We start from the raw sequence: 21,760 nt of genomic DNA on the forward strand, positions 1-21,760 counted from the left end.
TCCTTCTTGTCAGGGGTGCGTCAGGCGAGGCGGGCCACGATGGCGTCGCCGATCTGTGACGTACGACGGGGGCTGCCGTCACGCGACGACAGGTCGGCGAGGACGGCGGCGTCGATGCGCGCCGCCGCGTCGGCGTGGCCGAGGTGGTCGAGGAGCAGCGCGGCCGAGGAGATGGCGGCGGTCGGGTCCGCCTTCTGCTGGCCGGCGATGTCGGGCGCCGAGCCGTGGACCGGCTCGAACATCGACGGCGCGGTGCGGTCGGGGTTGACGTTGCCGGAGGCCGCGAGACCGATGCCGCCGGTGATGGCTGCGGCCAGGTCGGTGATGATGTCGCCGAAGATGTTGTCGGTGACGATCACGTCGAAGCGCGCCGGGTCGGTGGCCATGAAGATCATGACCGCGTCGATGTGCAGGTAGTCGACGGTAACCTCGGGGAACTCCTGCGCAACCTCCTGGGTGATGCGCCACCACAGCGACCCGGCGTTGACGAGCACATTGGTCTTGTGGACCAGGGTGAGCTTCTTGCGCGGACGGCGCTGGGCCCGGGCGAACGCGTCGCGGACGACCCGCTCGACACCGAACGCGGTGTTGACCGAGACCTCGGTCGCCACCTCGTGCGGCGTCCCCACCCGCATGGCGCCACCGTTGCCGGTGTAGAGGCCCTCGGTGCCCTCACGGACGACCACGAAGTCGACCTCACCCGGCGCGGCGAGCGGCGAGGTCACGCCCGGGTAGAGCTTGGAGGGGCGCAGGTTGACGTAGTGGTCCAGCGCGAAGCGGAGCTTGAGCAGCAGGCCGCGCTCGAGGATGCCCGGCGGCAGGTTCGGGTCATTCGGCTTCCCGCCGACGGCGCCGAGCAGGATCGCGTCGTGATCGCGGATCTCGGCGAGCACGGAGTCGGGGAGCACCTCGCCGGTCCGGAGGTAGCGCTCGGCGCCGAGGTCGTAGGTGGTCTGCTCGAACTTCACCGGCGACGCCGCCTCGAGCACCTTGAGGGCCTCGGCGGTCACCTCCGGTCCGATGCCGTCACCGGGGATCACTGCGAGCTTGAGGCTGGACGATGCGTCGGTCATGGGGCCTAAGGCTAGTTGTCGTCGGGGCGCTCGCCGCCGTTGTCCCGCAGGTCGAGCGCGCGTTGGACGGCCTCGTGGCTGAGCGGGTTCTCCGGGTCGCGGCGCGCGGGTCCCCAGTCGGGATACATGTCGTAGAAGGACGTGGTGACGGACATGGTTCTGCTCCTGGCTTCATCGTCGGACGAGGCATGAGAAGCCGGAAGAACGTGGGAACCACGGAGCGCCACCGCAACGGGGTGGCCTCTCGGCAGCTACTGCTGCTGGGCCCCGTCGCGGCGGATGGCTACGAGGAGAATGTTCCGCATGATGCCGCCACGGTACGACGCCCGCGGCGACCACGGGGATGGATCTCGGAATCCGTCCGCGATCCGAGACGACTGTCCACGAACGGGAGCAGGACGTCGGTCGAGGCGAGACTGAGGGCATGAGTGCCCCGCCAGAGCTGCCGGAGATCGTGGCCCGTGCTTTCGACGTGTCCCGGCGCGCCGGCTATGTGTCCTTCTGCCGCAACGAGACCGGCCGACTGCTCGCGACCCTCGCAGCGACCCGGGGCGGCACGATGGCCGAGTTCGGCACGGGCTGCGGGGTCGGCACCGCCTGGCTCCGCTCCGGCGTACGCCGTGACTGCGCGCGCATCGTGACCGCCGAGCTCGACGAGGTGCTCGCGAAGTCGGCCGCCGAGATCTTCACCGACGACCCGCAGGTGGAGGTCGTCGCCGCCGACTGGTCGACGCTACGCGACCGTGGCCCGTTCTCGCTGTTGTTCCTCGACGCCGAGACCCCGGGCGAGGTCACCGTCGACAAGATCGTCGATCTCGTCGAGGAGGGCGGCATCGTCGTGGTCGACGACCTGACGCCGTCGGAGGTGTGGCCCCCGCTCGTCCACGGCCGGGTCGACAACCTGCGTGAGCAGTGGCTGACCGACGAGCGCTTCACTACCGTGGAGATCATGGTCGCCGCCGACACCTCGGTCCTGCTGGCGACTCGGCGCTGACCTCTGGCCCCCGCCGGGCCGCCCCCGGGCCGCCCGGGTCGTCGGTCAGGCGAAGAGCCCCTCGGCGAGGTAGTGACCCGGCTTCGGCGCCGGCGGGACCGCGAAGATGCCGGACCCGATGTGGGAGATGTACTCGTTGAGCAGGTCCGCGCTGCCGAGCCGACGCTGCAGGGTCACGAAGTGGCCCGGGTCGTTCTGGTAGGCGATGAAGAGCAGCCCGGCGTCGAGCTGGCCGAGCTCGTTGATGCCGTCGGTGAAGTTGTAGCTGCGCCGCAGGATCTTGATGCCGCCGTTGTTCTCGTGGGCGGCCAGCGCCACGTGCGACTTCGCCGGGATGGCGGGCTTGCCGGCGACCATCTTGTGGAAGTCCGGCGTGGTGAACTCGCTGCCGCCGGAGAGCGGTCCACCGGCGCCCTTGCTGCGGCCGAAGATGCCCTCCTGGGTCCCCCGGTCGGAGGAGTCCCAGATCTCGATGTCCATCCGGATCTTGCGCGCGACCTGGTAGGTCCCGCCCCTCATCCAGACCGGCTCGCTGTCGTGGCCGACCCAGACGTAGCGGTCGAAGTCCTCCGGCTCGCGGATGTTGCGAGTGCCGTCCTTGAAGCCCATCAGGTTGCGCGGGGTCGACTGGCCCTTGCCGGCCGAGGCGCGGCCGAAGCCCATGACGGTCCAGCGGGTGTTGACCGTGCCGCGCCCCATCCGGGCGAGGTCGCGGATCGCGTGGTAGGCGACCTGCGGGTCGTCGGCGCACGCCTGCAGGGAGAGGTCTCCCCCGGTGAGCTCCGGCTTGAGGACGTCGCTGGGGAGCGTGGGCAGGTCGGCGAGCAGCTTCGGCCTCTTGGCGGCGAGCCCGAACCGGTGGTCGAAGACCCCCGGCCCGAGGCCGACCGTGACGGTGAGCGAGCTCGGTCCGAGGTCGTAGGCCTCCCCCGTGTCCTGGGGTACGGCGCTGGACCGGTCCGGGTCGACCGTCCCGACCGGCCGGCCGGCCATCATCTGGGCGATCCCGGCCGACCAGCGCGCGAGCAGGACCTGGAGGTCCTGGACGCTGGTGGTGGTCAGGTCGAAGGTCATGTAGACGCAGTGCCGCTGCGGCTCGGTCTCGATGCCGGCCTGGTGGCTGCCGGTGTAGAACTCGTGGCTCCGGCTCAGGTCGACGGTGTCTGCGTCGTCGGCGCCGCCGGCGGGCTCCGCCGAGGCACGTCCGCCGGCGAACCCGGCCGCCGCGCCGAGCGCGACGCCGGCCGCCCCGGCGCCGGCGAAGAGCCGGCGTCGGGAGAGTCCCTTGGCCTGCGGCGTGTCGGTCATCAGGCGGTGGCGACCTTCTCGGCGAGCCGGCCGAGCGGGTCCTGCAGGGCCTGCACGGTCTGGCTGAGCACGTTGGCGTCGGACTTCTTCAGCGCCGGGGTGTAGGTCCGGTATCCACCGAGCGCCTTCGGGTCCTTGTAGTTCTCGAGCAGCGTCGTGACGGCCGCGAAGCGCTTGCTGATCGTCTTCGTCAGCGCCGGGTCGATCTCGGTCAGACCGGGACGCAGCGCCTCGAACGCCTGCTGGGCGCCCTCGACGTTGTTGGCGAAGTCGACGAGGTCGATGTGGCTGAACGCCTCCTCCTCGCCGGAGATCTTGTTGGCCTGAACCTCCTCGAGGAGGCCGGCGGCGCCGTTGGCGAGGTCCTCCGGCTTGAAGGTGAGGCCCTTGGCGACCTTGGCGAGCTTGGTGACGTTGGTGGTCAGCTCCGCGGCGAGCTTCTTGGTCGATGCGGTGATCTTCTTCGCGCCGAACACGTCGCGCTCCACGGCGTGGAAGCCGTGCCAGCCGACGGCCGGGTCCAAGTTGGAGGCGCGCATGTCGATCAGGTAGTCGAGGTTGCCGTGGTTGTCCGTAGCGTCGAAGCCCGGGAGCACGAAGCCCTCCACGTCGGACTCGATCTTCTCGTAGAACGGCCGCGCCTCGGCGTACGCCTTCTGCGCCGCGGCGACGTCACCGCTGTCGACCGCCTTCTGGAGGTTCTGGACCGCGGTGACCATGTTGTCGACCTGCAGGTCGACGTAGGACGAGTAGTCCTTGGTGCCCTGCGCGAGGACCTGCGCCGCGCTGCCGGTCGGCGAGGCGCTGGCCTCGCCGGTGACCGTGAAGGGACTCTTCTCGGTGGCCGCGTTGGGGCAGTAGAGCTCGTAGTTGCCACCCCCGAGGGTGAGCGTGAAGCGGACCGCAGGCAGCCCGGGGGCGAGGTTCTCCTTCTCGCCGACGATCCGCTGGCCGTCGAGCAGCTCGAACTCGGTGATGCCGGTGGCGCTCTTGTTGGTGACCGTGAACGTGACCGGCCCGGCGGGCACCGACGTGGTGTCGGCGGTGCACTCGTCACCGTTCGCTCCGCTGGCGAGGGTGATGGCGACCTGCGAGGCGCCGCCCTTCGCGGTGGTGCTGCCCTTCGCGCTCGCCTCGGAGTCGGAGCCGCTGCCGCACGCGGCGAGGGCGCCCAGGGCGAGGACGGACAGGGTGGCGAGCGCGGTGCTCCTACGCCAGGGAGTCGGCATGGGTGATGGTTCCTTCCGATGCAGGCGCCTGCGACGCCTCGGGGCGTGCAGGGTCGTGGTCCGAGACGGTCGCCGGCCGGAGCCGGTAGGCACGCAGGAGCAGCACGGCGGCGGCCACCAGCCCGAAGGCCGGGACCCAGTGCTTCCACAGCGTGCGGTCGTGCGCGGTCGCCTCGGCGGAGGCGATCGCCGACGTCGTGCTCGCGGCGTAGGCGGGGTCGACCTGCCAGGCCGCGCTGTCGACGGTGAACGTGCGCGGTGAGCTCAGCCCACCGCCGGAGATCGTGAGCAGCAGGCGGCCGTCGGTGTGGGCGTCGACAAGACCACCGTCACGGGTGAGGACGGTCAGCTCGGTGGAGTCGACCCACCGCGCGTCGTACGGGCCCGGCGCGGTGGCGACGCTGAGCCCGACCGGGATGCGCTGGCCGGTGTAGGTCAGGAGCGTGTCGACGTCGAGGCGCGCCGGCAGGTCACCACCGACCTTCGCCGCCGTCCAGCGGGTGTCGGCGCCTTCCTGGTCCGCGGCCGACGCGCGCGTCAGCACGGTGGTGTGGCCGTTCTCGGTGACGGTGGCGTGACCGCCGGAGACGTCGACGATGGCGTTGCCGCCGCCGGAGACCGGCGCCTGCGTGGGTACGACGGCCGAGGGCTGTCGCACGAGGACGAAGAGCGCCACCGCGGCCACCGCCATGACCGCCGCACCACCGACGCGCAGCCGCTGGGCGAGCGCGGCGCTGGGACGCAGCCGCGCCGGCAGGTAGCTGAGCGCGAGCATCGGGACGAGGTAGGCCGCCCAGGCGAGCACCTCGATCACACGCGGGTCGTTCGGGATGCCGAGCACGCCGGTGATCAGGGCGGAGCGGACCGATCCCGCCGGCGCCAGCCAGGTGAGGTCGAGCGTGCGGCCCTGGCCGACGGTCACCCAGCCGGCCTCGTGCGCGGTGCGGAAGGCGAACAGCACGAGCCCCGCCGCGACGAGGACCAGGAAGACGCCGGTGACCTGGAAGAAGCGGTGCATGTTGATCCGGACGCCGCCGGCGTAGATGCCCCAGCCAAGGGCGACGGCGACGAGGATGCCCAGGACCGCGCCGATCAGCGCGCTCGGCGTGCTGCTGGCGGTCTGGAACGTCGCGAGCAGGAAGACGGAGGTCTCGAACCCCTCGCGCAGCACGGCCAGGAACGCCATCACGGCCAGCGCCGTCGTCGTGCCGTTCTTGAGCGCCGCCGCGGCCGCGGTCTCGAGCTCCTTCTTCATGCTGCGCGCGTGGGTGCGCATCCACAGCACCATGCCGGTCACGAAGAAGACGGCCACGGCTCCGATGACCGTCTCCATCCCCTCCTGCTGACGCTGCGGGAGGCCCTGCTCGACGACCTTGAGGACGACACCGACGGCGACGCTGAGCAGGACACCGGCGGTCACGCCGATCCACAGACCACGCAGGGAGGCGCCGTTGCGCCGCAGGAACGTGGCCACGATCGAGACGATCAGCGCCGCCTCGAGGCCCTCACGCAGGCCGATCACGAACGTAGGCAGCACGGCAGGTCTTCGATTCAGGTCCGGGAGCGCAGCGCTCGCGTGGTCAGATTTACTTAGGCTAGCCTATCTAAGGGCAGCCTTTCCGACCAGGTGACGTCTCGAACTTTGCCTTTCGGCCGTCGGGCCGCGAGATGCCAGAGCGGTCAGATGGCACAGCCGTCCGGTCCGCACGCCTCTCCCCCGCCGGCGCCGCCGCCGACCAGCTCGATGCTCGCGTGCGACTCGCTCCAGGCGCGCTCGACGACCTCACGGAACAGCTCGGTCGGCTGGGCGCCGGAGACGCCGTACCTGCCGTCGACGACGAAGAACGGGACTCCGGTCGCGCCGTACGCCGCCGCCTGGCGTACGTCGGCTTCGACCGCGGCCTCGAACTCGCGCCCGGCCAGCACCTCGTCGACCCGCGTCCCGTCGAGCCCGACCCCGACGGCGATGGCACGCAGCTCGGCGTGGTCGGCGACGTTGCGCGCCTCGCCGAAGTAGGCGTGGAGCAGCGCCTCCTTGAGCTCGCGCTGACGCCCCTGCTCCAGGGCGAGGTGGAGCAGCCGGTGGGCGTCGAGCGTGTTGACGTGCGGCGACTCGTCGTGTCGCCAGTGCATGCCCTCCTCGGCCGCCAGCGCGATCACCCGGCCCTGGGTCTCCGCCGCCTGCGCCGGTGTCATGCGGTACTTCCGCGCCAGCATCTCCCGCGCGGTCTCGGTCGCCGTCCGCGGCGCCGCCGGGTCGAGCTGGTAGGAGTGGTAGACCACCTCGACGTCCTCGACATGCGGGAGGTCGCCCAGCGCCGCCTCGAGCCGGCGCTTGCCGAGATAGCACCAGGGGCAGACCACGTCGGACCAGATGTCGATGCGCATGGCCGAACAACGCCCCGCGGGCGGTCCGGCATTCCTTCCCCATGGCACGCCGGTGCCCACCGGAGTAGCGTGGCTGGTCTGGACCTGAGGCCCTTGGCCTCCACAAGTCTTCTCGCGCGCGCGTATTTATTCGTGTCGAGGACCCACAACGGCCGTGCCGGTACCCCGGCTCGGTTTGCACAAACCCTTTACCTGTGATGGGTTGAAAAGGATCTCGACACGACCGAAGCGTCATCTAGGCGTACAACCGAAACGACGACCGAGGGGGCTGAGTGCCGGCCATCGCAGCACACCATCTGTACAAGGTGTTCGGAAGGAAGGCACGAGACGCAGTCAGCCGGCTCGAGGCCGGGGAGGATCCTGCGGACCTGAGGAAGGCCGGGCTGACGCCGGCCGTCATCGACGCGTCGTTCGAGGTCGAGGAGGGCGAGATCTTCGTCGTCATGGGCCTGTCGGGGTCCGGCAAATCGACGCTGATCCGGATGATGAACGGCCTCCACCCGCCGACGTCCGGGCACGTCGAGGTGTACGGCGAGAACCTCACCGCGGCCTCACGCCGCGACCTGCGCCGGATCCGCCGCGAGCGGATCAGCATGGTCTTCCAGCACTTCGCCCTCTTCCCCCACCGCACGGTGCTCGACAACGCCGCCTACGGCCTGGAGACGCAGGGCATCGGGAAGGCGGAGCGGCGCGAGCGCGCCCACGAGGCGCTCGAGCTCTGCGGCCTGACCGGCTGGGACGACCACAAGCCGGGCGAGCTCTCCGGCGGCATGCGTCAGCGCGTCGGCCTGGCCCGCGCGCTCGCCGCCGACACCGACATCCTGTTGATGGACGAGGCGTTCAGCGCGCTCGACCCGCTGATCCGCCGCGACATGCAGGACCAGCTCATCGAGCTGCAGCACAAGCTCGGCAAGACGATCCTCTTCATCACCCACGACCTCAACGAGGCGATGCGCCTGGGCGACCGGATCGCGATGATGCGCAACGGCGAGATCGTCCAGGTCGGCACCGCCGAGGAGATCCTCACCGATCCGGCCAACGACTACGTCGCCCAGTTCGTCGCCGACGTCGACCGCACCCGCGTCCTGACGGCCGGCTCCATCATGGAGCCGCCCGTCGCCGTGCTCGGCGGGGAGCAGGGTCCGCGTGCGGCCCACAAGCTCATGCGCGAGCAGCAGCAGCGCGGCCTGTACGTCGTCGGCCGCGACCGCCGCCTCCTCGGCTACGTCACCGAGGACGACGTCAGCGGTCAGCTTCAGAAGGGCGACCTGACGGACCTCCTCCGCCCGGCCCCCGAGGCGGTGCCCGAGAGCACGCCGGTGGCCGAGCTCTTCGCGCCTGCCGCCGCGACGCCGCTGCCGCTCCCGGTGGTCGACGCCGAGGGCCGGCTGACCGGCGTCGTCCCTCGCGTCACGCTGCTCTCCGCCCTCGGCGCGCACGCCGACGCCCCGATCAAGACCGACGAGGAGGGCACCCTTGTCTGACCTGCTCATCGCCCCACTCAACCTGATGCCGCGGATCCATCTCGGCAACTGGGTCAACAGCGCCGTCGAGTGGCTCACCACCCACTGGAGCGGCTTCTTCAACGGGATCGGCAACGGCCTCAACAGCGTCGTCGCGCACCTGACCGACGCACTGATGTCGTCACCGATCTTCGTCGTCGTCATCGTGCTCGCAGTGATCGCACTCCTCGCCCGCGGCATCGGCACCGCCATCGCCGCCGCCATCGGCCTCCTGCTGATCGACAGCTTCAACGAGTGGTCCTCCGCGATGCAGACGCTCGCCCTGATCGTGGTCGCCGCCGTGATCGCGATCGTGCTCTCCATCCCCATCGGGATCGTGGCCGCGAAGTCGCGCATCGGCTCGATGGTGGTCCGGCCCGTGCTCGACTTCATGCAGACGCTGCCAGCCTACGTCTACCTTCTGCCGGCGCTCTTCTTCTTCGGACTCGGCTCAGCGGCCGGCGTGGTCGCGACGATCATCTTCGCGATGCCGCCGGGCGTGCGCCTCACGGAGCTCGGCATCCGCCAGGTCGACAGCGAGATGGTCGAGGCCGGCCAGGCCTTCGGCGCTCCCCCCGGCAAGGTGCTCTTCGGCATCCAGATCCCCCTCGCCATGCCCACGATCATGGCCGGCGTCAACCAGGTGATCATGCTGGCCCTCTCGATGGTCGTCATCGGCGGCATGGTCGGCGCGCCCGGCCTCGGCCAGGACGTCACGTCCGCCCTGACGACCCTCGACATCGGCAAGGGCGCCGAGGCGGGCGTGTCCGTGGTCTTCCTCGCGATCTACCTCGACCGCGTCACCGCCGGCCTCGGCCGCGGCGAGCCGTCGCCGCTCAGCAAGGCGGTCCGGCTCTTCCAGCGCCAGCGCGCCTCGGCACAGCCGGTCGCTTCCTAGTCCCGCAGATTCTCGGAAACCGTACGACGACGATGAACCAGAAGGAGTCAGCATGAAGCGCCTCAAGCTCGGCGCCGCTCTGATCGCCGCCCTGTCCCTCGTGGGGCTGGCGGGCTGCGCGAGCGGCAACAGCGAGAGCGGCACCGATGGCAACGCCGGGAACGGTGGCGGCAAGCAGATCACCATCGGCTACATCAACTGGGACGAGGACGTCGCCGTCACCCACCTGTGGCAGAAGGTCCTGGAGGACAAGGGCTACAACGTCACGATCCAGCAGATCTCCGACGCCGGCCCGACCTACGTGGGCCTCTCCAAGGGCAACATCGACCTCTACCTCGACGGCTGGCTGCCGGCCACGCACGCGGCGTACTGGAAGAAGTACGGCAGCCAGCTGACCGACCTGACGACGTGGTACGACGCGGCCCCGCTCACGATCGCGGTGCCGACGTACATGAAGGACATCAACTCGATCGAGGACCTCAAGGCCCACGCGAGCGAGTTCGACAGCACCATCACCGGGATCGAGCCGGGCGCCGGCGAGACCGGCATCGTGAAGAAGATGATGCCGCAGTATGGCCTGTCGAGCTGGAAGCTCCAGACGTCCTCGACCTCGGCGATGCTGGCGGCCCTGAAGAAGGCCACCGACGCCAAGAAGCCGATCGTCGTCGACCTGTGGCGGCCGCACTGGGCCTACACCGCGTTCCCGATCAAGGACCTCAAGGACCCGAAGGGCGCCATGGGCAAGCCCGATGGCATCCACGCGATCGGCACCGGCTCGTTCGCCGACGACTTCCCCGAGGTCGCCGCGATGGTCAAGAAGTTCCACATGGACGACAAGTCCCTCGGCTCGCTCGAGCAGACCGTCCTGCAGGACCACAAGGACGACATGGACGCCGGCGTCGAGGAGTGGCTCAAGGCCAACCCGGACTTCGAGAAGTCCCTGGGCTGACCCAGCGCCGACCAGGAACCACGATGCCCCGCTGCCTCCGGGCGGCGGGGCATCGCCGTCTCCAGGCTCTGTCGCGGCCACTGCGGCGCCGTTAGGTTGAGACGATGGACATCGCAGACTCGACCTGCGTCGCGCTGACGACGTACCGACGCAACGGCGCGGCCGTCACCGCGCCGGTCTGGATCACGCGGCTCGACGACGGGCGCGTCGGCTTCTACACCTCGATGGGCTCCGGCAAGACCAAGCGCCTCAAGCGCGACCCGCGAGTGACCCTGCAGCCATGCGGCTGGAGCGGGAAGCTGAAGCCTGGCTCCCTCCCCGTGACCGGGACCGCCGAGCTCCACCAGGCCGACCCGCTCCACGAGGAGGTGCTGGCGAAGATCCAGAAGAAGTACGGCCTGCTGGCCCGCTTCGCCCGCCTCACCGGCGGGTTGATGATGCGGCGTCAGGGCCTGGGATACGCCGACAGTGCGGTCGTCATCCGGCTCGACTGAGACCCTCAGTCGGCGCTGGCCGCCCCCACAATGCCGAGTCGGCGCAAATGGCTCGCATTTGCCCCGACTCGTGGGGGCTGCGGTCAGCGGGCGGCGCTGCCCTCGGTGTAGTCCTCGTCCTGCTGCTTCCACGCGAAGTGGGACCGCAGCAGCTTGCCGGTCGCCTCGATCGGGTGCTGGGCCTCCTTCTCGCGCAGCTCGAGGAACTCCTTGCCGCCGTTGTCCTGGTCGGCGATGAAGCGCTTCGCGAAGGTGCCGTCCTGGATGTCGGACAGGATGCCCTTCATCGACTCCTTGACGGCGTCGGTGACGACGCGGGGGCCGGAGACGTAGTCGCCGTACTCCGCGGTGTCGGAGACCGACCAGCGCTGCTTGGCGATGCCGCCCTCCCACATCAGGTCGACGATGAGCTTGAGCTCGTGCAGCACCTCGAAGTAGGCGATCTCCGGCTGATAGCCGGCCTCGGTCAGGGTCTCGAAGCCCGCCTGGACGAGGTGGGAGACGCCACCGCAGAGGACAGCCTGCTCACCGAACAGGTCGGTCTCGGTCTCCTCGGTGAAGGTCGTCTTGATGACGCCGGCGCGAGTGCCGCCGATGCCCTTGGCGTAGGACTTCGCGAGGTCCCAGGCCTGGCCCGAGGCGTCCTGCTCGACGGCGATGATGTCCGGGATGCCGCGGCCGGCGACGTACTCACGACGCACGGTGTGGCCCGGCGCCTTCGGGGCGACCATGATCACGTCGACGCCCTCGGGCGCCTGGATGTAGCCGAAGCGGATGTTGAAGCCGTGGCCGAAGACCAGCGTCTTGCCCGGGGTGGTGTGCTCGGCGAGCTCGTTGTTGTAGAGACCGCGCTGGTGCTGGTCGGGGGCGAGGATGACGATCACGTCGGCCTCGGCAGCGGCCTCGCCAGGGGTGAGGACCCTGAAGCCCTCCTCCTCCGCCTTCGCCGTGCTCTTCGAGCCCGGCTGGAGCCCGATGCGCACGTCGACGCCGGAGTCACGCAGGTTGAGCGCGTGGGCGTGGCCCTGGCTGCCGTAGCCGATGACCGCGACCTTCTTGCCTTGGATCAGGCTCAGGTCGGCGTCGTCGTCGTAGTAGATCTCAGCCACTTGGGGCTCTCCTTCTGTGTTGAATTGCGCGAGCGTGTCGGCTGCGCCGTCACTGTCTCTGGATGGGGCTGCACGACCAGGACGGCTCCGCCGCCACGCTGCCGCGCGATTGATTCTTAACTACTCGGGGTGGAGCGGAGTGCCCGGGTCGTCAGCCGACGGCCGGCGGCGGGGCGGGTACGGCGACCGGGCGCTGGCTGCGCTCGGAGATCGACCGCGAACCGCGGCCGATGGCGACCATGCCGGACTGGACCAGCTCACGGACACCGAACGGCTCGAGCACGCGGAGGAAGTCGGCCAGCTTGCCGGCGTTGCCGATGATCTGGATCGTCACCGCATCGGTCGAGACGTCGATGACCTTGGCCCGGAAGAGCTGCACGGCGTCGAGCACCTGTCCGCGCGTCTCCGCGGTGGCGCCGACCTTGACGAGCATGAGCTCGCGCTGGACGGAGGCGTCGGGCTCGAGCTCGACGATCTTGATGACCTCGACGAGCTTGTTGAGCTGCTTGGTGACCTGCTCGAGCGGGGTGTCCTCGACGTTGACGACGATGGTCATCCGCGAGATCTCGGAATGCTCGGTCGGCCCGACCGCCAGCGACTCGATGTTGAAGCTGCGGCGGCTGAACAGGCCGGCGATGCGGGCCAGGACACCGGGCTTGTCCTCGACGAGGACCGAGAGGGTGTGCTTGCCGGTCGACTTCACGGGAGTGATGCTCACAGGTCGTCCTCGTCGAACTTGGGCGCGAGGTCGCGCGCGTACTGGATCTCGTCGTTGCTGGCGCCGCCGGCGATCATCGGCCAGACCATGGCGTCCTTGTTGACCCGGAAGTCGACGACCACGGGGACGTCGTTGATCTCCATGGCCTTCTCGATCGTCGCGTCGACGTCGTCGGCGGACTCGCAGGAGAGTCCGACGCAGCCGTACGCCTCGGCGAGCTTCGGGAAGTCGGGGATGCGCACGGGCTTGTCGTGACGCTGCAGGTTCGTGTTGGAGTAGCGCTCGTTGTAGAAGAGCGTCTGCCACTGCCGGACCATGCCGAGGTTGTCGTTGTTGATGACCGCGACCTTGATCGGGATGCCCTCGATGGCGCAGGTCGCGAGCTCCTGGTTCGTCATCTGGAAGCAGCCGTCGCCGTCGATCGACCAGACGGTCGAGTCGGGACACCCCACCTTGGCGCCCATCGCCGCCGGCACGGAGTAGCCCATGGTGCCGGCCCCTCCGGAGTTGAGCCAGGTGTTGGGGTTCTCATAGCCGACGAACTGGGCGGCCCACATCTGGTGCTGGCCGACGCCCGCGACGTAGATCGCCTCGGGCCCGGCGATCTTGCCGAGCCGCTCGATGACGTACTGCGGGGCGAGCCCCTCGGCGGGCGTGTCGTAGCCGAGCGGGTACTGCTTCTTGATCCCGGCGAGGTAGGCCACCCAGGCCTCGTAGTCCCCGGTGCGCCCGGCCGCGATCTCCGGCTGGAGCGCGCCCAGCAGGTCGGTGACGACCTCGCGGATGTCGCCGACGATCGGCACGTCGGCGTACCGGTTCTTGCCGATCTCCGCCGGGTCGATGTCGGCGTGGATGACGGCCGCGTGGGGCGCGAAGCTGGACAGGTCGCCGGTGACGCGGTCGTCGAAGCGGGCCCCGAGGCTGATGATCAGGTCGCTCTTCTGCAGCGCCGCAACGGCCGAGACGGTGCCGTGCATGCCGGGCATGCCGAGGTGTTGCGGGTGGCTGTCCGGGAAGGCGCCGCGGGCCATCAGGGTGGTCACGACGGGGATGCCGGTGAGATCGGCGAGGGTGCGCAGCTCGCGGTGAGCCCGCGCCCGGATGGTGCCACCGCCGACGTAGAGCACCGGCTTCCTCGCCGCGAGGATGAGCTTGGCGGCCTCGCGGATCTGCTTGGCGTGCGGCTTGGTCACCGGGCGGTAGCCGGGCAGGCTCAGCTGGGCCGGCCAGGTGAACGTCGTGCTCGCCTGGAGCGCACTCTTGGCGACGTCGACGAGGACGGGCCCCGGACGGCCGGTGGAGGCGATGTGGAACGCCTCGGCGACCCGGCGCGGGATGTCAGCAGGATCGGTGACGAGGAAGTTGTGCTTCGTGATCGGCATCGTGATGCCGCGGATGTCCGCCTCCTGGAAGGCGTCGGTGCCGATCAGGCTCTCCGCGACCTGGCCGGTGATGGCCACCATCGGCACGGAGTCCATGTAGGCATCGGCGATCGGCGTCACCAGGTTGGTCGCCCCCGGCCCGGAGGTCGCCATGCACACCCCGACCCGCCCGGTCGCCACGGCGTACCCCTCGGCGGCGTGGCCCGCCCCTTGCTCGTGGCGAACGAGGATGTGACGCACGCTCGAGTCCATGAGGGGGTCGTACGCCGGAAGGATCGCGCCCCCCGGGATGCCGAAGATGGTGTCGGCGCCCGCCGCCTCCAGCGACTTGACCAGGCTCTGCGCGCCCGTGATCTGCTCGCTCATGTCTCCGTCGTGTCCTGTCCGTCGGTCCTGCGGTGGTGTCTGCTGCCACAGCGGTGCTGCATAAAAAAGCCCTCCGGCCCGAGGGGCAACGGAGGGAGGCGCGTCAGCTGGCTGGGATCAGCCGACGCGCCCGGTGAGTACGAGAATCTGGTGCAGCATGCGCTCACCGTAACCGCGCCGATCGTGGCCTGTCACCCGAGTGTGGCAGGTGTCCCACCATATGGGATCGCCGTCCCACGTCTCGGAACGGGGTCGAAGGCGCGGTGCACGGGTTCGCGCCCCGGTCAGTCGCGACCGAGCCAGGTCGCGATGTCGACCCTGTTGCCCTGCGCGTCGGCCAAGGTCGTCCACGCCGGCGCACGAGCGTCGCTCACGAGGCGGCCACCGTGGTCGAGCGCCTGCCTGATCCGCAGGTCGGCGACGTCGTCGGGGACATCGACGTCCACGTGGAAGCCGCGCGGCTCGTCGGTCTGCTGCAGATAGAGCCCGGGCCCGTCTGCAGCCACCAGGAAGGCGTCGTACGACGGATCCGGGTGCGCCCCGAGCACGGTCTGCCAGAACGGGCTGACCGTCGCCGGGTCGGGCGTGTCGAGCGCGAGGCCCACGACTTGGAGGGCCGCCGGCTGCGGGCTGGCGCCCATCTGATCGGCGATCGCGCTGATGACCCGGGCGAGTCGCACGTCACGCTGGGTGATGCCGCCGACATCGTGGCTGACGAGCCGCACCTCGACATGGCCGTAGCGCAGGTCGACGTCGGGGTGATGGTTGGCCTTCTCCGCCTCCTCCGCGAGCCGGTCGACCAGCGTCACGCCACGGACGAAGGTGCCCGTGGAGAACCTGGCACACAGTTGTCCGGCGAGCAGCCGCCAGTCGCTCAGCAGCTCGGCTGCCACGGCGGACGGCTCGAGCACGACACGGTCCTCGTCGGGGATGGGCATCTGGGACCTCCCGGGTCGGGGTCGACGGTGACGAGAGCGAGGTACCCCTCTTCGGCGAGGCTACGCCGGTTGCTCCTGCGCAGGCATCGCCGCAGGTCAGGCCGGGTACCGGCCTCCGGGCCGCGGCACGCCCACCGACGTCTGCTCCCCCACCGAAATGATCGTTCCCCTATGGTCGAGTGACCTTTTTTCGATCTCGGAGGTTCCATGACAACCCCAATCTCGACCACGAAGGCGGCCGGAGGCGCAGCGTCCGCCCCCGGCCTCAAACGTCGGCTCGGCGTCGTCGGCCTGCTGTTCGCGAGCGTCGGCTCGATCATCGGCTCAGGCTGGCTCTTCGGCGCGATGAACGCCGCCGCGACCACGGGGCCGTCCGCGATCCTGTCATGGGCGATCGGCGGCGTGATGATCGCCTTCATCGGCCTCGTCTTCGCGGAGCTCGGCTCGATGTTCCCGATCGCCGGAGGCGTGGTGCGCTTCCCCCACCTCGCCTTCGGCTCGTTCGCGAGCTACACCGCCGGCTGGTCGACGTGGGTCGCCGCCGCGACCACGGCCCCCATCGAGGTGGAGGGCGCGCTGCAGTACGCCACCCGGTACGTCGACTTCACCACCCCGCACAAGAACGGCACCGTGCACACCCTCACGCCGCTCGGGTTCGTGGTCGCGATCGTCCTCATGGCCGTCTTCGTGGTGATCAACTACGTCGGCATCGCCTGGTTCGCGAGGATCAACAACGTGCTGGTGACCTGGAAGCTGGTCATGATCGTCCTGGTCATCGTCGCCTTCCTCACCGTCTCCTTCCACGGCAGCAACCTTCACAGCCACGGCTTCTTCACCCATGGCGCCCAGGGCGTCTTCAGTGCCGTGGCGACCTCCGGCATCGTCTTCTCGTTCCTCGGCTTCCGCCAGGCGATCGAGCTCGCCGGCGAGGGCGCGAAGCCGAAGCGCGATATCCCGCTCGCCGTCCTCGGCTCCCTGCTCGTCACGGGGATCCTCTATGTCCTGCTGCAGATCGCGTTCCTGGTCGCGCTCGACCCGCACGCCGTGGCCACGAAGGGCTGGGACAACGTCAGCGACATCCTGACGAACTCGGCCGGACCGCTCGCCTCGGTCGCGAGCGCGATCGGCCTCGGCTGGCTCGCGGTCCTGCTCTACATCGACGCCGTCGTCTCCCCCGGCGACACGGGCCTGATCTACACCACGACCGCGGCCCGGTTGTCCTACGCCATGGGCAAGAACGGCAACGCCCCGGAGTCGCTCACCAGGACCACCCCCAGCGGCGCGCCGTGGGTGAGCCTGCTGGTCGCCTTCATCGTCGGCATCATCGCGTTCCTGCCGTTCCCGAGCTGGCAGCAACTGGTCGGCTTCATCACCTCGGCCACCGTGCTGTCGTTCGGTCCCGGGCCGCTCGTGCTCGGCGCGCTCCGCCGCCGCCTGCCGTCGCTGCCACGCGGCTTCCGCATCCCCGGCGGCGACCTCATCCCGATCCTCGGCTTCGCATCCAGCAACCTGATCATCTACTGGACGGGGTGGAACACCGACTGGAAGCTCTTCGTCGCCATCCTGCTGGGCTACGTCCTGCTGGCGATGCGGGAGCTGATCTCGGCGAAGACGCCGCCGCTCGAGCTTCCGTCCGGCGCGATCTGGGTCATCCCGTGGCTCGTCGGCCTCGCCGTCATGTCCTACATCGGCGACTTCGACGGCGGCCGGGGCTGGGTGTCGTTCTGGCCGGCGATCGCGATCATCGTGGTGTTCTCGGTGGTGATCTACTACATCGGCGTCAACAACTCGCTGCCGCGCGAGGCGATCGAGCGCCACATCGCCGAGGCCGAGCAGGAGACGGCCGAGGAGGACGCGGAGCTCGCCACGCCGTGACGGATGACCCCGGCGCGATCAGGGCAGCACGGTCTGCCCGATCTCGCCGGGGTTCCACGCGATCTCCCACCGGAAGCCGTCGGGGTCCGCGGCATAGCCGGTGTAACCGCCCCACTCCCGCTCGGCCGGCTCGCTCACCTCGGCCCCGGCGGCCTGCATCGTCGCCAGGACCTCGTCGACCTCCTCCCGGGTGGCGACGTTGTGGGCGAGCGTCACGGGCGGGACGCCCGGGCCGTCGAGCGGCTCCCCCACCTCGGCGGCGAACGCTGCCCGGTCCCACAGGCTCAGCACCACGTGGGGGCCGACCTTCAGCATGAGCACCTCCCCGGCGACGTACATCTCCGGCGACCATCCGAGGCCGTCGACATAGAAGGCGTGGGAGCGCGCGAGATCGCGCACGGCGAGGGTCACGAAGCTGATCCGCTGGTCCATGAGGACACCCTGGCACGCACGACCGACAGTCCTCAGCGGCCCGCTCGTGCCCTAGGCTCCAGAGGTGATCCTCCCCTACCCGCCGGTGGGCCGCTCCCGGATCAGGGTGAAGGCCTACGTCGTCGTGCTCGACGAGCGAGCGGAGCATCACGCCGTCGTCCGCGCGACGGCGGCCGCCCACCCCACCTTCCACCGGCCCCTCGGCGCCGGCGTCCGGCGCGGCGAGCGCTCGGCGGACGCGGTCGCGCGGGCGATCGCGCACGAGCTCGGCGCCACGCTGGCCGAGCCCGAGCTGCTCGGCGTCCTGGAGAACATCTTCTCGCGCGAGGACGAGTCGGGCCACGAGGTCGTCTTCGTGTACGCCGGGCGGCTGCTCGGCCCCGCGCCCGAGGCCGGGGCGGGTCGGCTCGAGTGGCGGCCGGTCGCGGGGCTCACCGACGTACCCCTGCTCCCCCAGGGTCTTCAGGAGCTCCTCGACGCGTGGCTCAGCCGGCCGTCAGCGCGCTGAGGGCCACCCGCTGCTGCCCGTCGAGGTCGAAGTTCGCCGGATCGAGCCAGCGCTCGTGCGCGGCCCGCACCGCCGGCCACTCCTCGTCCGTGACGGCGAACCAGTCGGTGTCGCGGTTGCGGCCCTTCACGACCAGGTGTCGCCGGAAGCGGCCCTCGTGGCTGAGCCCGAGCCGGAGCGCCGCACGCCGCGACGGCTCGTTGAGCCGGTCGCACTTCCACTCGAGCCGGCGGTAGCCGAGGTCGTCGAAGGCGTGCCGCATCAGCAGGTGGATCGCCTCGGTCGCCGCCCGGGTGCGCTGCATCGCGTGGCCGAACAGGACGCCGCCGACCTCGAGGCTGCCGTGGGTCGGCGAGATCCGCAGGTACGACGCCAGGCCGCTCGCCTTCCCGGCCCGCTCACCCTCAGTCGGGACGAGGGCGTACGGCACCTGGTCCGGCGCATCGACCGCCTCGGCCAGATGCATCCACAGCGCGGCCAGCGACGTCGGCGCCTCGACCGGACGATAGGTCCACAGGTCGACGTCGTCAGGGCCGCAGGTCGCGGCGTACAGGTCGGCGTAGGCCGCCGACGTCAGCGGCGTCACCCGGACGTACCGTCCCTCCAGGGCTACTGGCTCCGGCCAGGGCCGCGGCGTCCAGTCCGGCAGCAGCTGCGTAGCGTCCATCTCCTCGACCACTCTCACGACCTCGGGCTCAGAACCTCAGGCGAGGCCGCGTGAGGTAGCCGATCACGATCCCGATCACCGCGCCGATGAGGGTCTCCAGACCGCGGTCGGCCAGCAACTGGTCGGTGGGCACGGGTGCGGCGGCATGCACCATCAGCAGCGCCAGCGGGGTCACCCAGACGAGGGCGAGCGCGTAGTTGCGACCGACCAGCAGCTCGGCCGCGGCCTGGAGGACGGCGATGACGGCGACCAGGGCGATCCCCCGGATGTCCAGCGCCAGCAGCGCCCACGCGACCAGCAGACCGAGTCCGGTGCCGACGATACGGTGCAGCCCGCGGACCAGCTGGGCGGTCAGGTTGCGCGCAGCCAGGGGTACGACGGCGGCCACCATCGCCCAGTACGGTCGGCCGATCCCGACGCCGGTGGCGATCGCGCCGGCGACGAGCACGCCGACACCGGCCTGCAGCGCATAGGGCCACACACCCTCGAGCGCGCCGCCGATCGGGCGGTTCATCGAGACCACGCCATAGCCACGCACGCGACGCTGCAGGGAGCCGACCGCCCCGACCAGGACGGCGAAGGCGGCCGAGGCCCCGGCGACCGCGGCACCGGTGCCGACGTCACCCAGGTGGCTGGGAACCGACGCCACCGACGCGAACGCGAAGATCTGGAAGAGCGAACCGGGCGGATGCCAGCCGGCGAAGGACGACCGGGCGGCGGCGAGGGTCGCCACGATCGCCGCGATCGGGACCGCCAGCCAGGCGCGCTGGTCGCTCGTCCCGACCAGGACGCCGAGCACGACGCAGGCCACCTGGACGAGCCCGGCCTCCGCCTGCAGCAACAGCCGGCTGCGGTCCACCCGCTCACGGCCGTAGAGCGAGGTGAAGGCACCGAAGGCCGCATAGATCGTCCAGGGCGCATGCCCCGTCGCCTGCACCACCAGGAGGGGTACGACGATCGACACGCACGCACGCACGGCCACCCGGTGGGCGCCGTCGTGCGGCCCGAACGCGATGAGCCGGGCGACGAAGTCGTTGTTCAACCCAGAGGTCACTCAGGGACGCGGCGGTAGGCGCCGTCGGAGGCGGCGGTCGCCATCGACGCATAGGCCCGTAGCGCCGCCGAGACCGGACGCTGCCGGTCGAGCGGGGTGTAGGGCTTGTCGCGCTTCTCCTGAGCGGCCCGCCGCTCGTCGAGGACGAGCTGGTCGACCTCGAGCCGGATCGAGCGGTTCGGGATGTCGATGGCGATCGGGTCGCCGTCCTCGACCAGCGCGATCAGACCGCCCCCGGCCGCCTCGGGCGAGATGTGGCCGATCGACAGGCCGCTCGTGCCGCCCGAGAAGCGGCCGTCGGTGATGAGCGCACACTTCTGGCCCAGACCGCGGCCCTTGAGGAACGACGTCGGGTAGAGCATCTCCTGCATGCCCGGACCGCCCTTGGGGCCTTCGTAGCGGATCACGACCACGTCGCCCTCGACGACGGTCTTGTCCAGGATGCCCTGGACCGCGGCCTCCTGGGACTCGAAGACCCGGGCGGTGCCTTGGAAGGTCCAGACCTCCTCCGGCACGCCGGCGGTCTTCACCACGCAGCCCTCAGGGGCCAGGTTGCCCTTGAGGATGGCGAGGCCGCCATCGGCGGTGTAGGCGTGCGCGCGGTCACGGATGCAGCCCTCGGCGGCGTCCACGTCGAGGGACGCCCAGACGTTCTCGGTCGAGAACGGCTCCGTGGTGCGCACGCCGCCCGGCGCGGCCAGGAACAGCTGCTCGGCCTTCTCGGAGGCCTTGCCGCCCCGGATGTCCCACTCGTCCAGCCAGCTCTGCAGGTCGGGGCTGTGCACCGAGTGGACGTCGGTGTTGAGCAGGCCGGCCCGGTTGAGCTCGCCCAGGATGGCGGGGATGCCGCCCGCACGGTGGACGTCCTCCATGTGGTATTTCGGGCTGTTCGGCGCGACCTTGGACAGGCAGGGAACGCGGCGCGAGACCGCGTCGATGTCGTCCACACTGAAGGTCATGCCGGCCTCGCGGGCGGCGGCCAGCAGGTGAAGGACCGTGTTGGTGGAGCCGCCCATGGCCACGTCGAGTGCGAAGGCGTTCTCGAAGGCCGCGTGGGTGGCGATGTTGCGCGGCAGGACGGACTCGTCGTCCTGCTCGTAGTAGCGCTTCGCCAGGTCCACGATCGTGCGGCCGGCCTGGAGGAACAGCCCCTTGCGGGCGGCGTGGGTCGCCAGGGTGGAACCGTTGCCCGGCAGCGACAACCCGATCGCCTCGGTGAGACAGTTCATCGAGTTGGCGGTGAACATGCCCGAGCAGGAGCCGCAGGTCGGGCACGCGGACTGCTCGATGGTCGAGAGCTGCTCGTCGCTCACCGCGTCGTTGGCACTGGCGATCATCGCGTCGATGAGGTCGAGCTTCTCGTGGACGATGCCCTCGATCGCGGTCGTCTTGCCGGCCTCCATCGGGCCGCCGGAGACGAAGACGACCGGGATGTTGAGGCGCAGCGCGGCCAGCAGCATGCCGGGCGTGATCTTGTCGCAGTTGGAGATGCAGACCAGGGCGTCGGCGCAGTGCGCCTGGACCATGTACTCCACCGCGTCAGCGATCAGCTCGCGACTGGGCAGGGAGTAGAGCATGCCACCGTGGCCCATGGCGATGCCGTCGTCGACGGCGATCGTGTTGAACTCCTTCGCCACCGCGCCGGCCTCCTTGACGGAGTCGGCGACGATCTTGCCGAGGTTGCGCAGGTGGACGTGACCCGGCACGAACTCCGTGAACGAGTTGGCGATCGCGATGATCGGCTTGCCGAAGTCGGAGTCGGTCATTCCGGTCGCGCGCCACAGCGCGCGAGCCCCGGCCATGTTGCGTCCCTGCGTCGAGGTCGCGGAGCGAAGAGTCGGCATGGTCCTAGGCTAACCCTGCGAGCGGGACGCCT

The 21,760-nt window shown here is 70.1% G+C and carries 21 protein-coding genes; 7 read left to right on the plus strand and 14 right to left on the minus strand.

Annotated elements, in window-relative coordinates; all coding sequences use genetic code 11:
• Positions 1–20 precede the first annotated feature (20 nt).
• Together AB3X52_RS02735 and AB3X52_RS02740 are read right to left on the minus strand one after the other, a co-directional pair.
• Positions 21–1,073 carry a 3-isopropylmalate dehydrogenase gene (locus tag AB3X52_RS02735; protein ID WP_367991241.1) on the minus strand — a complete coding sequence of 351 codons (1,053 nt, stop codon included), beginning with the start codon at positions 1,071–1,073 and terminating at the stop codon, positions 21–23.
• A gap of 11 nt (positions 1,074–1,084) precedes the next feature.
• The gene (locus AB3X52_RS02740) at positions 1,085–1,228 is read right to left on the minus strand and encodes a hypothetical protein (RefSeq protein WP_367991242.1); all 144 of its coding nucleotides are present in this window, start codon (positions 1,226–1,228) and stop codon (positions 1,085–1,087) included.
• Positions 1,229–1,497: 269 nt separating this feature from the next.
• Here AB3X52_RS02740 and AB3X52_RS02745 point away from each other — a divergent pair, with 269 nt between their 5' ends.
• A complete protein-coding gene (locus tag AB3X52_RS02745; protein WP_367991243.1) occupies positions 1,498–2,067 on the plus strand; it encodes an O-methyltransferase in 570 nt (189 codons plus the stop codon).
• Between the two features lie 45 nt (positions 2,068–2,112).
• Here the strand turns inward: AB3X52_RS02745 and efeB are convergent, their stop codons facing one another.
• From efeB to AB3X52_RS02765, 4 genes are all read right to left on the minus strand, one after another.
• A complete protein-coding gene (gene efeB / locus AB3X52_RS02750; RefSeq protein ID WP_367991244.1) occupies positions 2,113–3,375 on the minus strand; it encodes an iron uptake transporter deferrochelatase/peroxidase subunit in 1,263 nt (420 codons plus the stop codon).
• Complete coding sequence (efeO, locus tag AB3X52_RS02755) at positions 3,375–4,604, minus strand: iron uptake system protein EfeO (RefSeq protein ID WP_367991245.1); 1,230 nt, start codon at positions 4,602–4,604, stop codon at positions 3,375–3,377. The genes efeB and efeO overlap by 1 nt, the downstream gene beginning before the upstream one ends.
• Positions 4,585–6,141 carry an iron uptake transporter permease EfeU gene (efeU, locus tag AB3X52_RS02760; RefSeq protein ID WP_367991246.1) on the minus strand — a complete coding sequence of 519 codons (1,557 nt, stop codon included), beginning with the start codon at positions 6,139–6,141 and terminating at the stop codon, positions 4,585–4,587. The genes efeO and efeU overlap by 20 nt, the downstream gene beginning before the upstream one ends.
• A gap of 143 nt (positions 6,142–6,284) precedes the next feature.
• Positions 6,285–6,992, minus strand: a complete 708-nt coding sequence (locus tag AB3X52_RS02765; RefSeq protein ID WP_367991247.1) for a DsbA family oxidoreductase — start codon at positions 6,990–6,992, stop codon at positions 6,285–6,287.
• 305 nt (positions 6,993–7,297) lie between these two features.
• On the opposite strand from AB3X52_RS02765, the gene AB3X52_RS02770 reads away from it, so the two are divergent.
• The 4 genes from AB3X52_RS02770 (at position 7,298) to AB3X52_RS02785 (ending at position 10,835) form a co-directional block, all read left to right on the plus strand.
• On the plus strand, positions 7,298–8,476 hold the full coding sequence (locus AB3X52_RS02770) for a quaternary amine ABC transporter ATP-binding protein (RefSeq protein ID WP_367991248.1): 1,179 nt from the start codon (positions 7,298–7,300) through the stop codon (positions 8,474–8,476).
• A gap of 25 nt (positions 8,477–8,501) precedes the next feature.
• The gene (locus tag AB3X52_RS02775; RefSeq protein WP_437440529.1) at positions 8,502–9,392 is read left to right on the plus strand and encodes an ABC transporter permease; all 891 of its coding nucleotides are present in this window, start codon (positions 8,502–8,504) and stop codon (positions 9,390–9,392) included.
• 52 nt (positions 9,393–9,444) lie between these two features.
• Positions 9,445–10,341 carry a glycine betaine ABC transporter substrate-binding protein gene (locus AB3X52_RS02780; RefSeq protein WP_367991250.1) on the plus strand — a complete coding sequence of 299 codons (897 nt, stop codon included), beginning with the start codon at positions 9,445–9,447 and terminating at the stop codon, positions 10,339–10,341.
• A 104-nt stretch (positions 10,342–10,445) separates the two neighbouring features.
• Entirely contained in the window at positions 10,446–10,835 is a 390-nt protein-coding gene (locus AB3X52_RS02785; protein ID WP_367991251.1) for a PPOX class F420-dependent oxidoreductase, read from the plus strand.
• A gap of 83 nt (positions 10,836–10,918) precedes the next feature.
• On the opposite strand, the gene ilvC is transcribed toward AB3X52_RS02785, so the two are convergent.
• From ilvC to AB3X52_RS02805, 4 genes are all read right to left on the minus strand, one after another.
• Positions 10,919–11,944, minus strand: a complete 1,026-nt coding sequence (ilvC, locus tag AB3X52_RS02790) for a ketol-acid reductoisomerase (protein ID WP_367991252.1) — start codon at positions 11,942–11,944, stop codon at positions 10,919–10,921.
• Between the two features lie 151 nt (positions 11,945–12,095).
• Positions 12,096–12,662 (minus strand): acetolactate synthase small subunit, encoded by a 567-nt coding sequence (gene ilvN / locus AB3X52_RS02795; RefSeq protein WP_367991253.1) that lies wholly within the window; start codon positions 12,660–12,662, stop codon positions 12,096–12,098.
• The gene (locus tag AB3X52_RS02800) at positions 12,659–14,410 is read right to left on the minus strand and encodes an acetolactate synthase large subunit (protein ID WP_437440528.1); all 1,752 of its coding nucleotides are present in this window, start codon (positions 14,408–14,410) and stop codon (positions 12,659–12,661) included. The genes ilvN and AB3X52_RS02800 overlap by 4 nt, the downstream gene beginning before the upstream one ends.
• Positions 14,411–14,694: 284 nt before the next feature.
• Positions 14,695–15,348: a 4a-hydroxytetrahydrobiopterin dehydratase gene (locus AB3X52_RS02805; protein WP_367991254.1), complete on the minus strand. Its 654-nt coding sequence runs from the start codon at positions 15,346–15,348 to the stop codon at positions 14,695–14,697.
• A 207-nt stretch (positions 15,349–15,555) separates the two neighbouring features.
• Here AB3X52_RS02805 and AB3X52_RS02810 point away from each other — a divergent pair, with 207 nt between their 5' ends.
• Positions 15,556–17,223, plus strand: a complete 1,668-nt coding sequence (locus tag AB3X52_RS02810) for an APC family permease (RefSeq protein ID WP_367991255.1) — start codon at positions 15,556–15,558, stop codon at positions 17,221–17,223.
• 18 nt (positions 17,224–17,241) lie between these two features.
• Here the strand turns inward: AB3X52_RS02810 and AB3X52_RS02815 are convergent, their stop codons facing one another.
• Positions 17,242–17,655: a VOC family protein gene (locus AB3X52_RS02815; protein ID WP_367991256.1), complete on the minus strand. Its 414-nt coding sequence runs from the start codon at positions 17,653–17,655 to the stop codon at positions 17,242–17,244.
• Positions 17,656–17,719: 64 nt separating this feature from the next.
• Here AB3X52_RS02815 and AB3X52_RS02820 point away from each other — a divergent pair, with 64 nt between their 5' ends.
• The gene (locus AB3X52_RS02820; RefSeq protein ID WP_367991257.1) at positions 17,720–18,163 is read left to right on the plus strand and encodes an NUDIX domain-containing protein; all 444 of its coding nucleotides are present in this window, start codon (positions 17,720–17,722) and stop codon (positions 18,161–18,163) included.
• Here AB3X52_RS02820 and AB3X52_RS02825 read toward each other — a convergent pair.
• From AB3X52_RS02825 to ilvD, 3 genes are read right to left on the minus strand one after another with little or no spacing between them, the layout of a single operon-like run.
• Positions 18,141–18,830 carry a GNAT family N-acetyltransferase gene (locus tag AB3X52_RS02825; RefSeq protein WP_367991258.1) on the minus strand — a complete coding sequence of 230 codons (690 nt, stop codon included), beginning with the start codon at positions 18,828–18,830 and terminating at the stop codon, positions 18,141–18,143. The two genes, AB3X52_RS02820 and AB3X52_RS02825, sit on opposite strands and share 23 nt — an antisense overlap.
• A gap of 28 nt (positions 18,831–18,858) precedes the next feature.
• Positions 18,859–19,884: an FUSC family protein gene (locus AB3X52_RS02830; RefSeq protein WP_367991259.1), complete on the minus strand. Its 1,026-nt coding sequence runs from the start codon at positions 19,882–19,884 to the stop codon at positions 18,859–18,861.
• A complete protein-coding gene (ilvD, locus tag AB3X52_RS02835; RefSeq protein ID WP_367991260.1) occupies positions 19,881–21,728 on the minus strand; it encodes a dihydroxy-acid dehydratase in 1,848 nt (615 codons plus the stop codon). Before ilvD ends, AB3X52_RS02830 begins: the two co-directional genes overlap by 4 nt.
• Positions 21,729–21,760: the final 32 nt, after the last annotated feature.

This window comes from Nocardioides eburneus, assembly GCF_040838215.1.
GTDB lineage: Bacteria > Actinomycetota > Actinomycetes > Propionibacteriales > Nocardioidaceae > Nocardioides > Nocardioides eburneus.

What these genes read in the sequence shown, in the direction of transcription:
- AB3X52_RS02735 (WP_367991241.1), bottom strand. Translation starts at nt 1,073, where the DNA reads ATGACCGACGCATCGTCCAGCCTCAAGCTCGCAGTGATCCCCGGTGAC.
- AB3X52_RS02775 (WP_437440529.1), top strand. Translation starts at nt 8,502, where the DNA reads ATGCCGCGGATCCATCTCGGCAACTGGGTCAACAGCGCCGTCGAGTGG.
- AB3X52_RS02815 (WP_367991256.1), bottom strand. Translation starts at nt 17,655, where the DNA reads ATGGACCAGCGGATCAGCTTCGTGACCCTCGCCGTGCGCGATCTCGCG.
- AB3X52_RS02810 (WP_367991255.1), top strand. Translation starts at nt 15,556, where the DNA reads ATGACAACCCCAATCTCGACCACGAAGGCGGCCGGAGGCGCAGCGTCC.
- ilvD (WP_367991260.1), bottom strand. Translation starts at nt 21,728, where the DNA reads ATGCCGACTCTTCGCTCCGCGACCTCGACGCAGGGACGCAACATGGCC.
- efeO (WP_367991245.1), bottom strand. Translation starts at nt 4,604, where the DNA reads ATGCCGACTCCCTGGCGTAGGAGCACCGCGCTCGCCACCCTGTCCGTC.
- AB3X52_RS02765 (WP_367991247.1), bottom strand. Translation starts at nt 6,992, where the DNA reads ATGCGCATCGACATCTGGTCCGACGTGGTCTGCCCCTGGTGCTATCTC.
- AB3X52_RS02800 (WP_437440528.1), bottom strand. Translation starts at nt 14,410, where the DNA reads ATGAGCGAGCAGATCACGGGCGCGCAGAGCCTGGTCAAGTCGCTGGAG.
- AB3X52_RS02785 (WP_367991251.1), top strand. Translation starts at nt 10,446, where the DNA reads ATGGACATCGCAGACTCGACCTGCGTCGCGCTGACGACGTACCGACGC.
- AB3X52_RS02825 (WP_367991258.1), bottom strand. Translation starts at nt 18,830, where the DNA reads ATGGACGCTACGCAGCTGCTGCCGGACTGGACGCCGCGGCCCTGGCCG.
- efeB (WP_367991244.1), bottom strand. Translation starts at nt 3,375, where the DNA reads ATGACCGACACGCCGCAGGCCAAGGGACTCTCCCGACGCCGGCTCTTC.
- AB3X52_RS02780 (WP_367991250.1), top strand. Translation starts at nt 9,445, where the DNA reads ATGAAGCGCCTCAAGCTCGGCGCCGCTCTGATCGCCGCCCTGTCCCTC.
- AB3X52_RS02805 (WP_367991254.1), bottom strand. Translation starts at nt 15,348, where the DNA reads ATGCCCATCCCCGACGAGGACCGTGTCGTGCTCGAGCCGTCCGCCGTG.
- AB3X52_RS02740 (WP_367991242.1), bottom strand. Translation starts at nt 1,228, where the DNA reads ATGTCCGTCACCACGTCCTTCTACGACATGTATCCCGACTGGGGACCC.
- AB3X52_RS02745 (WP_367991243.1), top strand. Translation starts at nt 1,498, where the DNA reads ATGAGTGCCCCGCCAGAGCTGCCGGAGATCGTGGCCCGTGCTTTCGAC.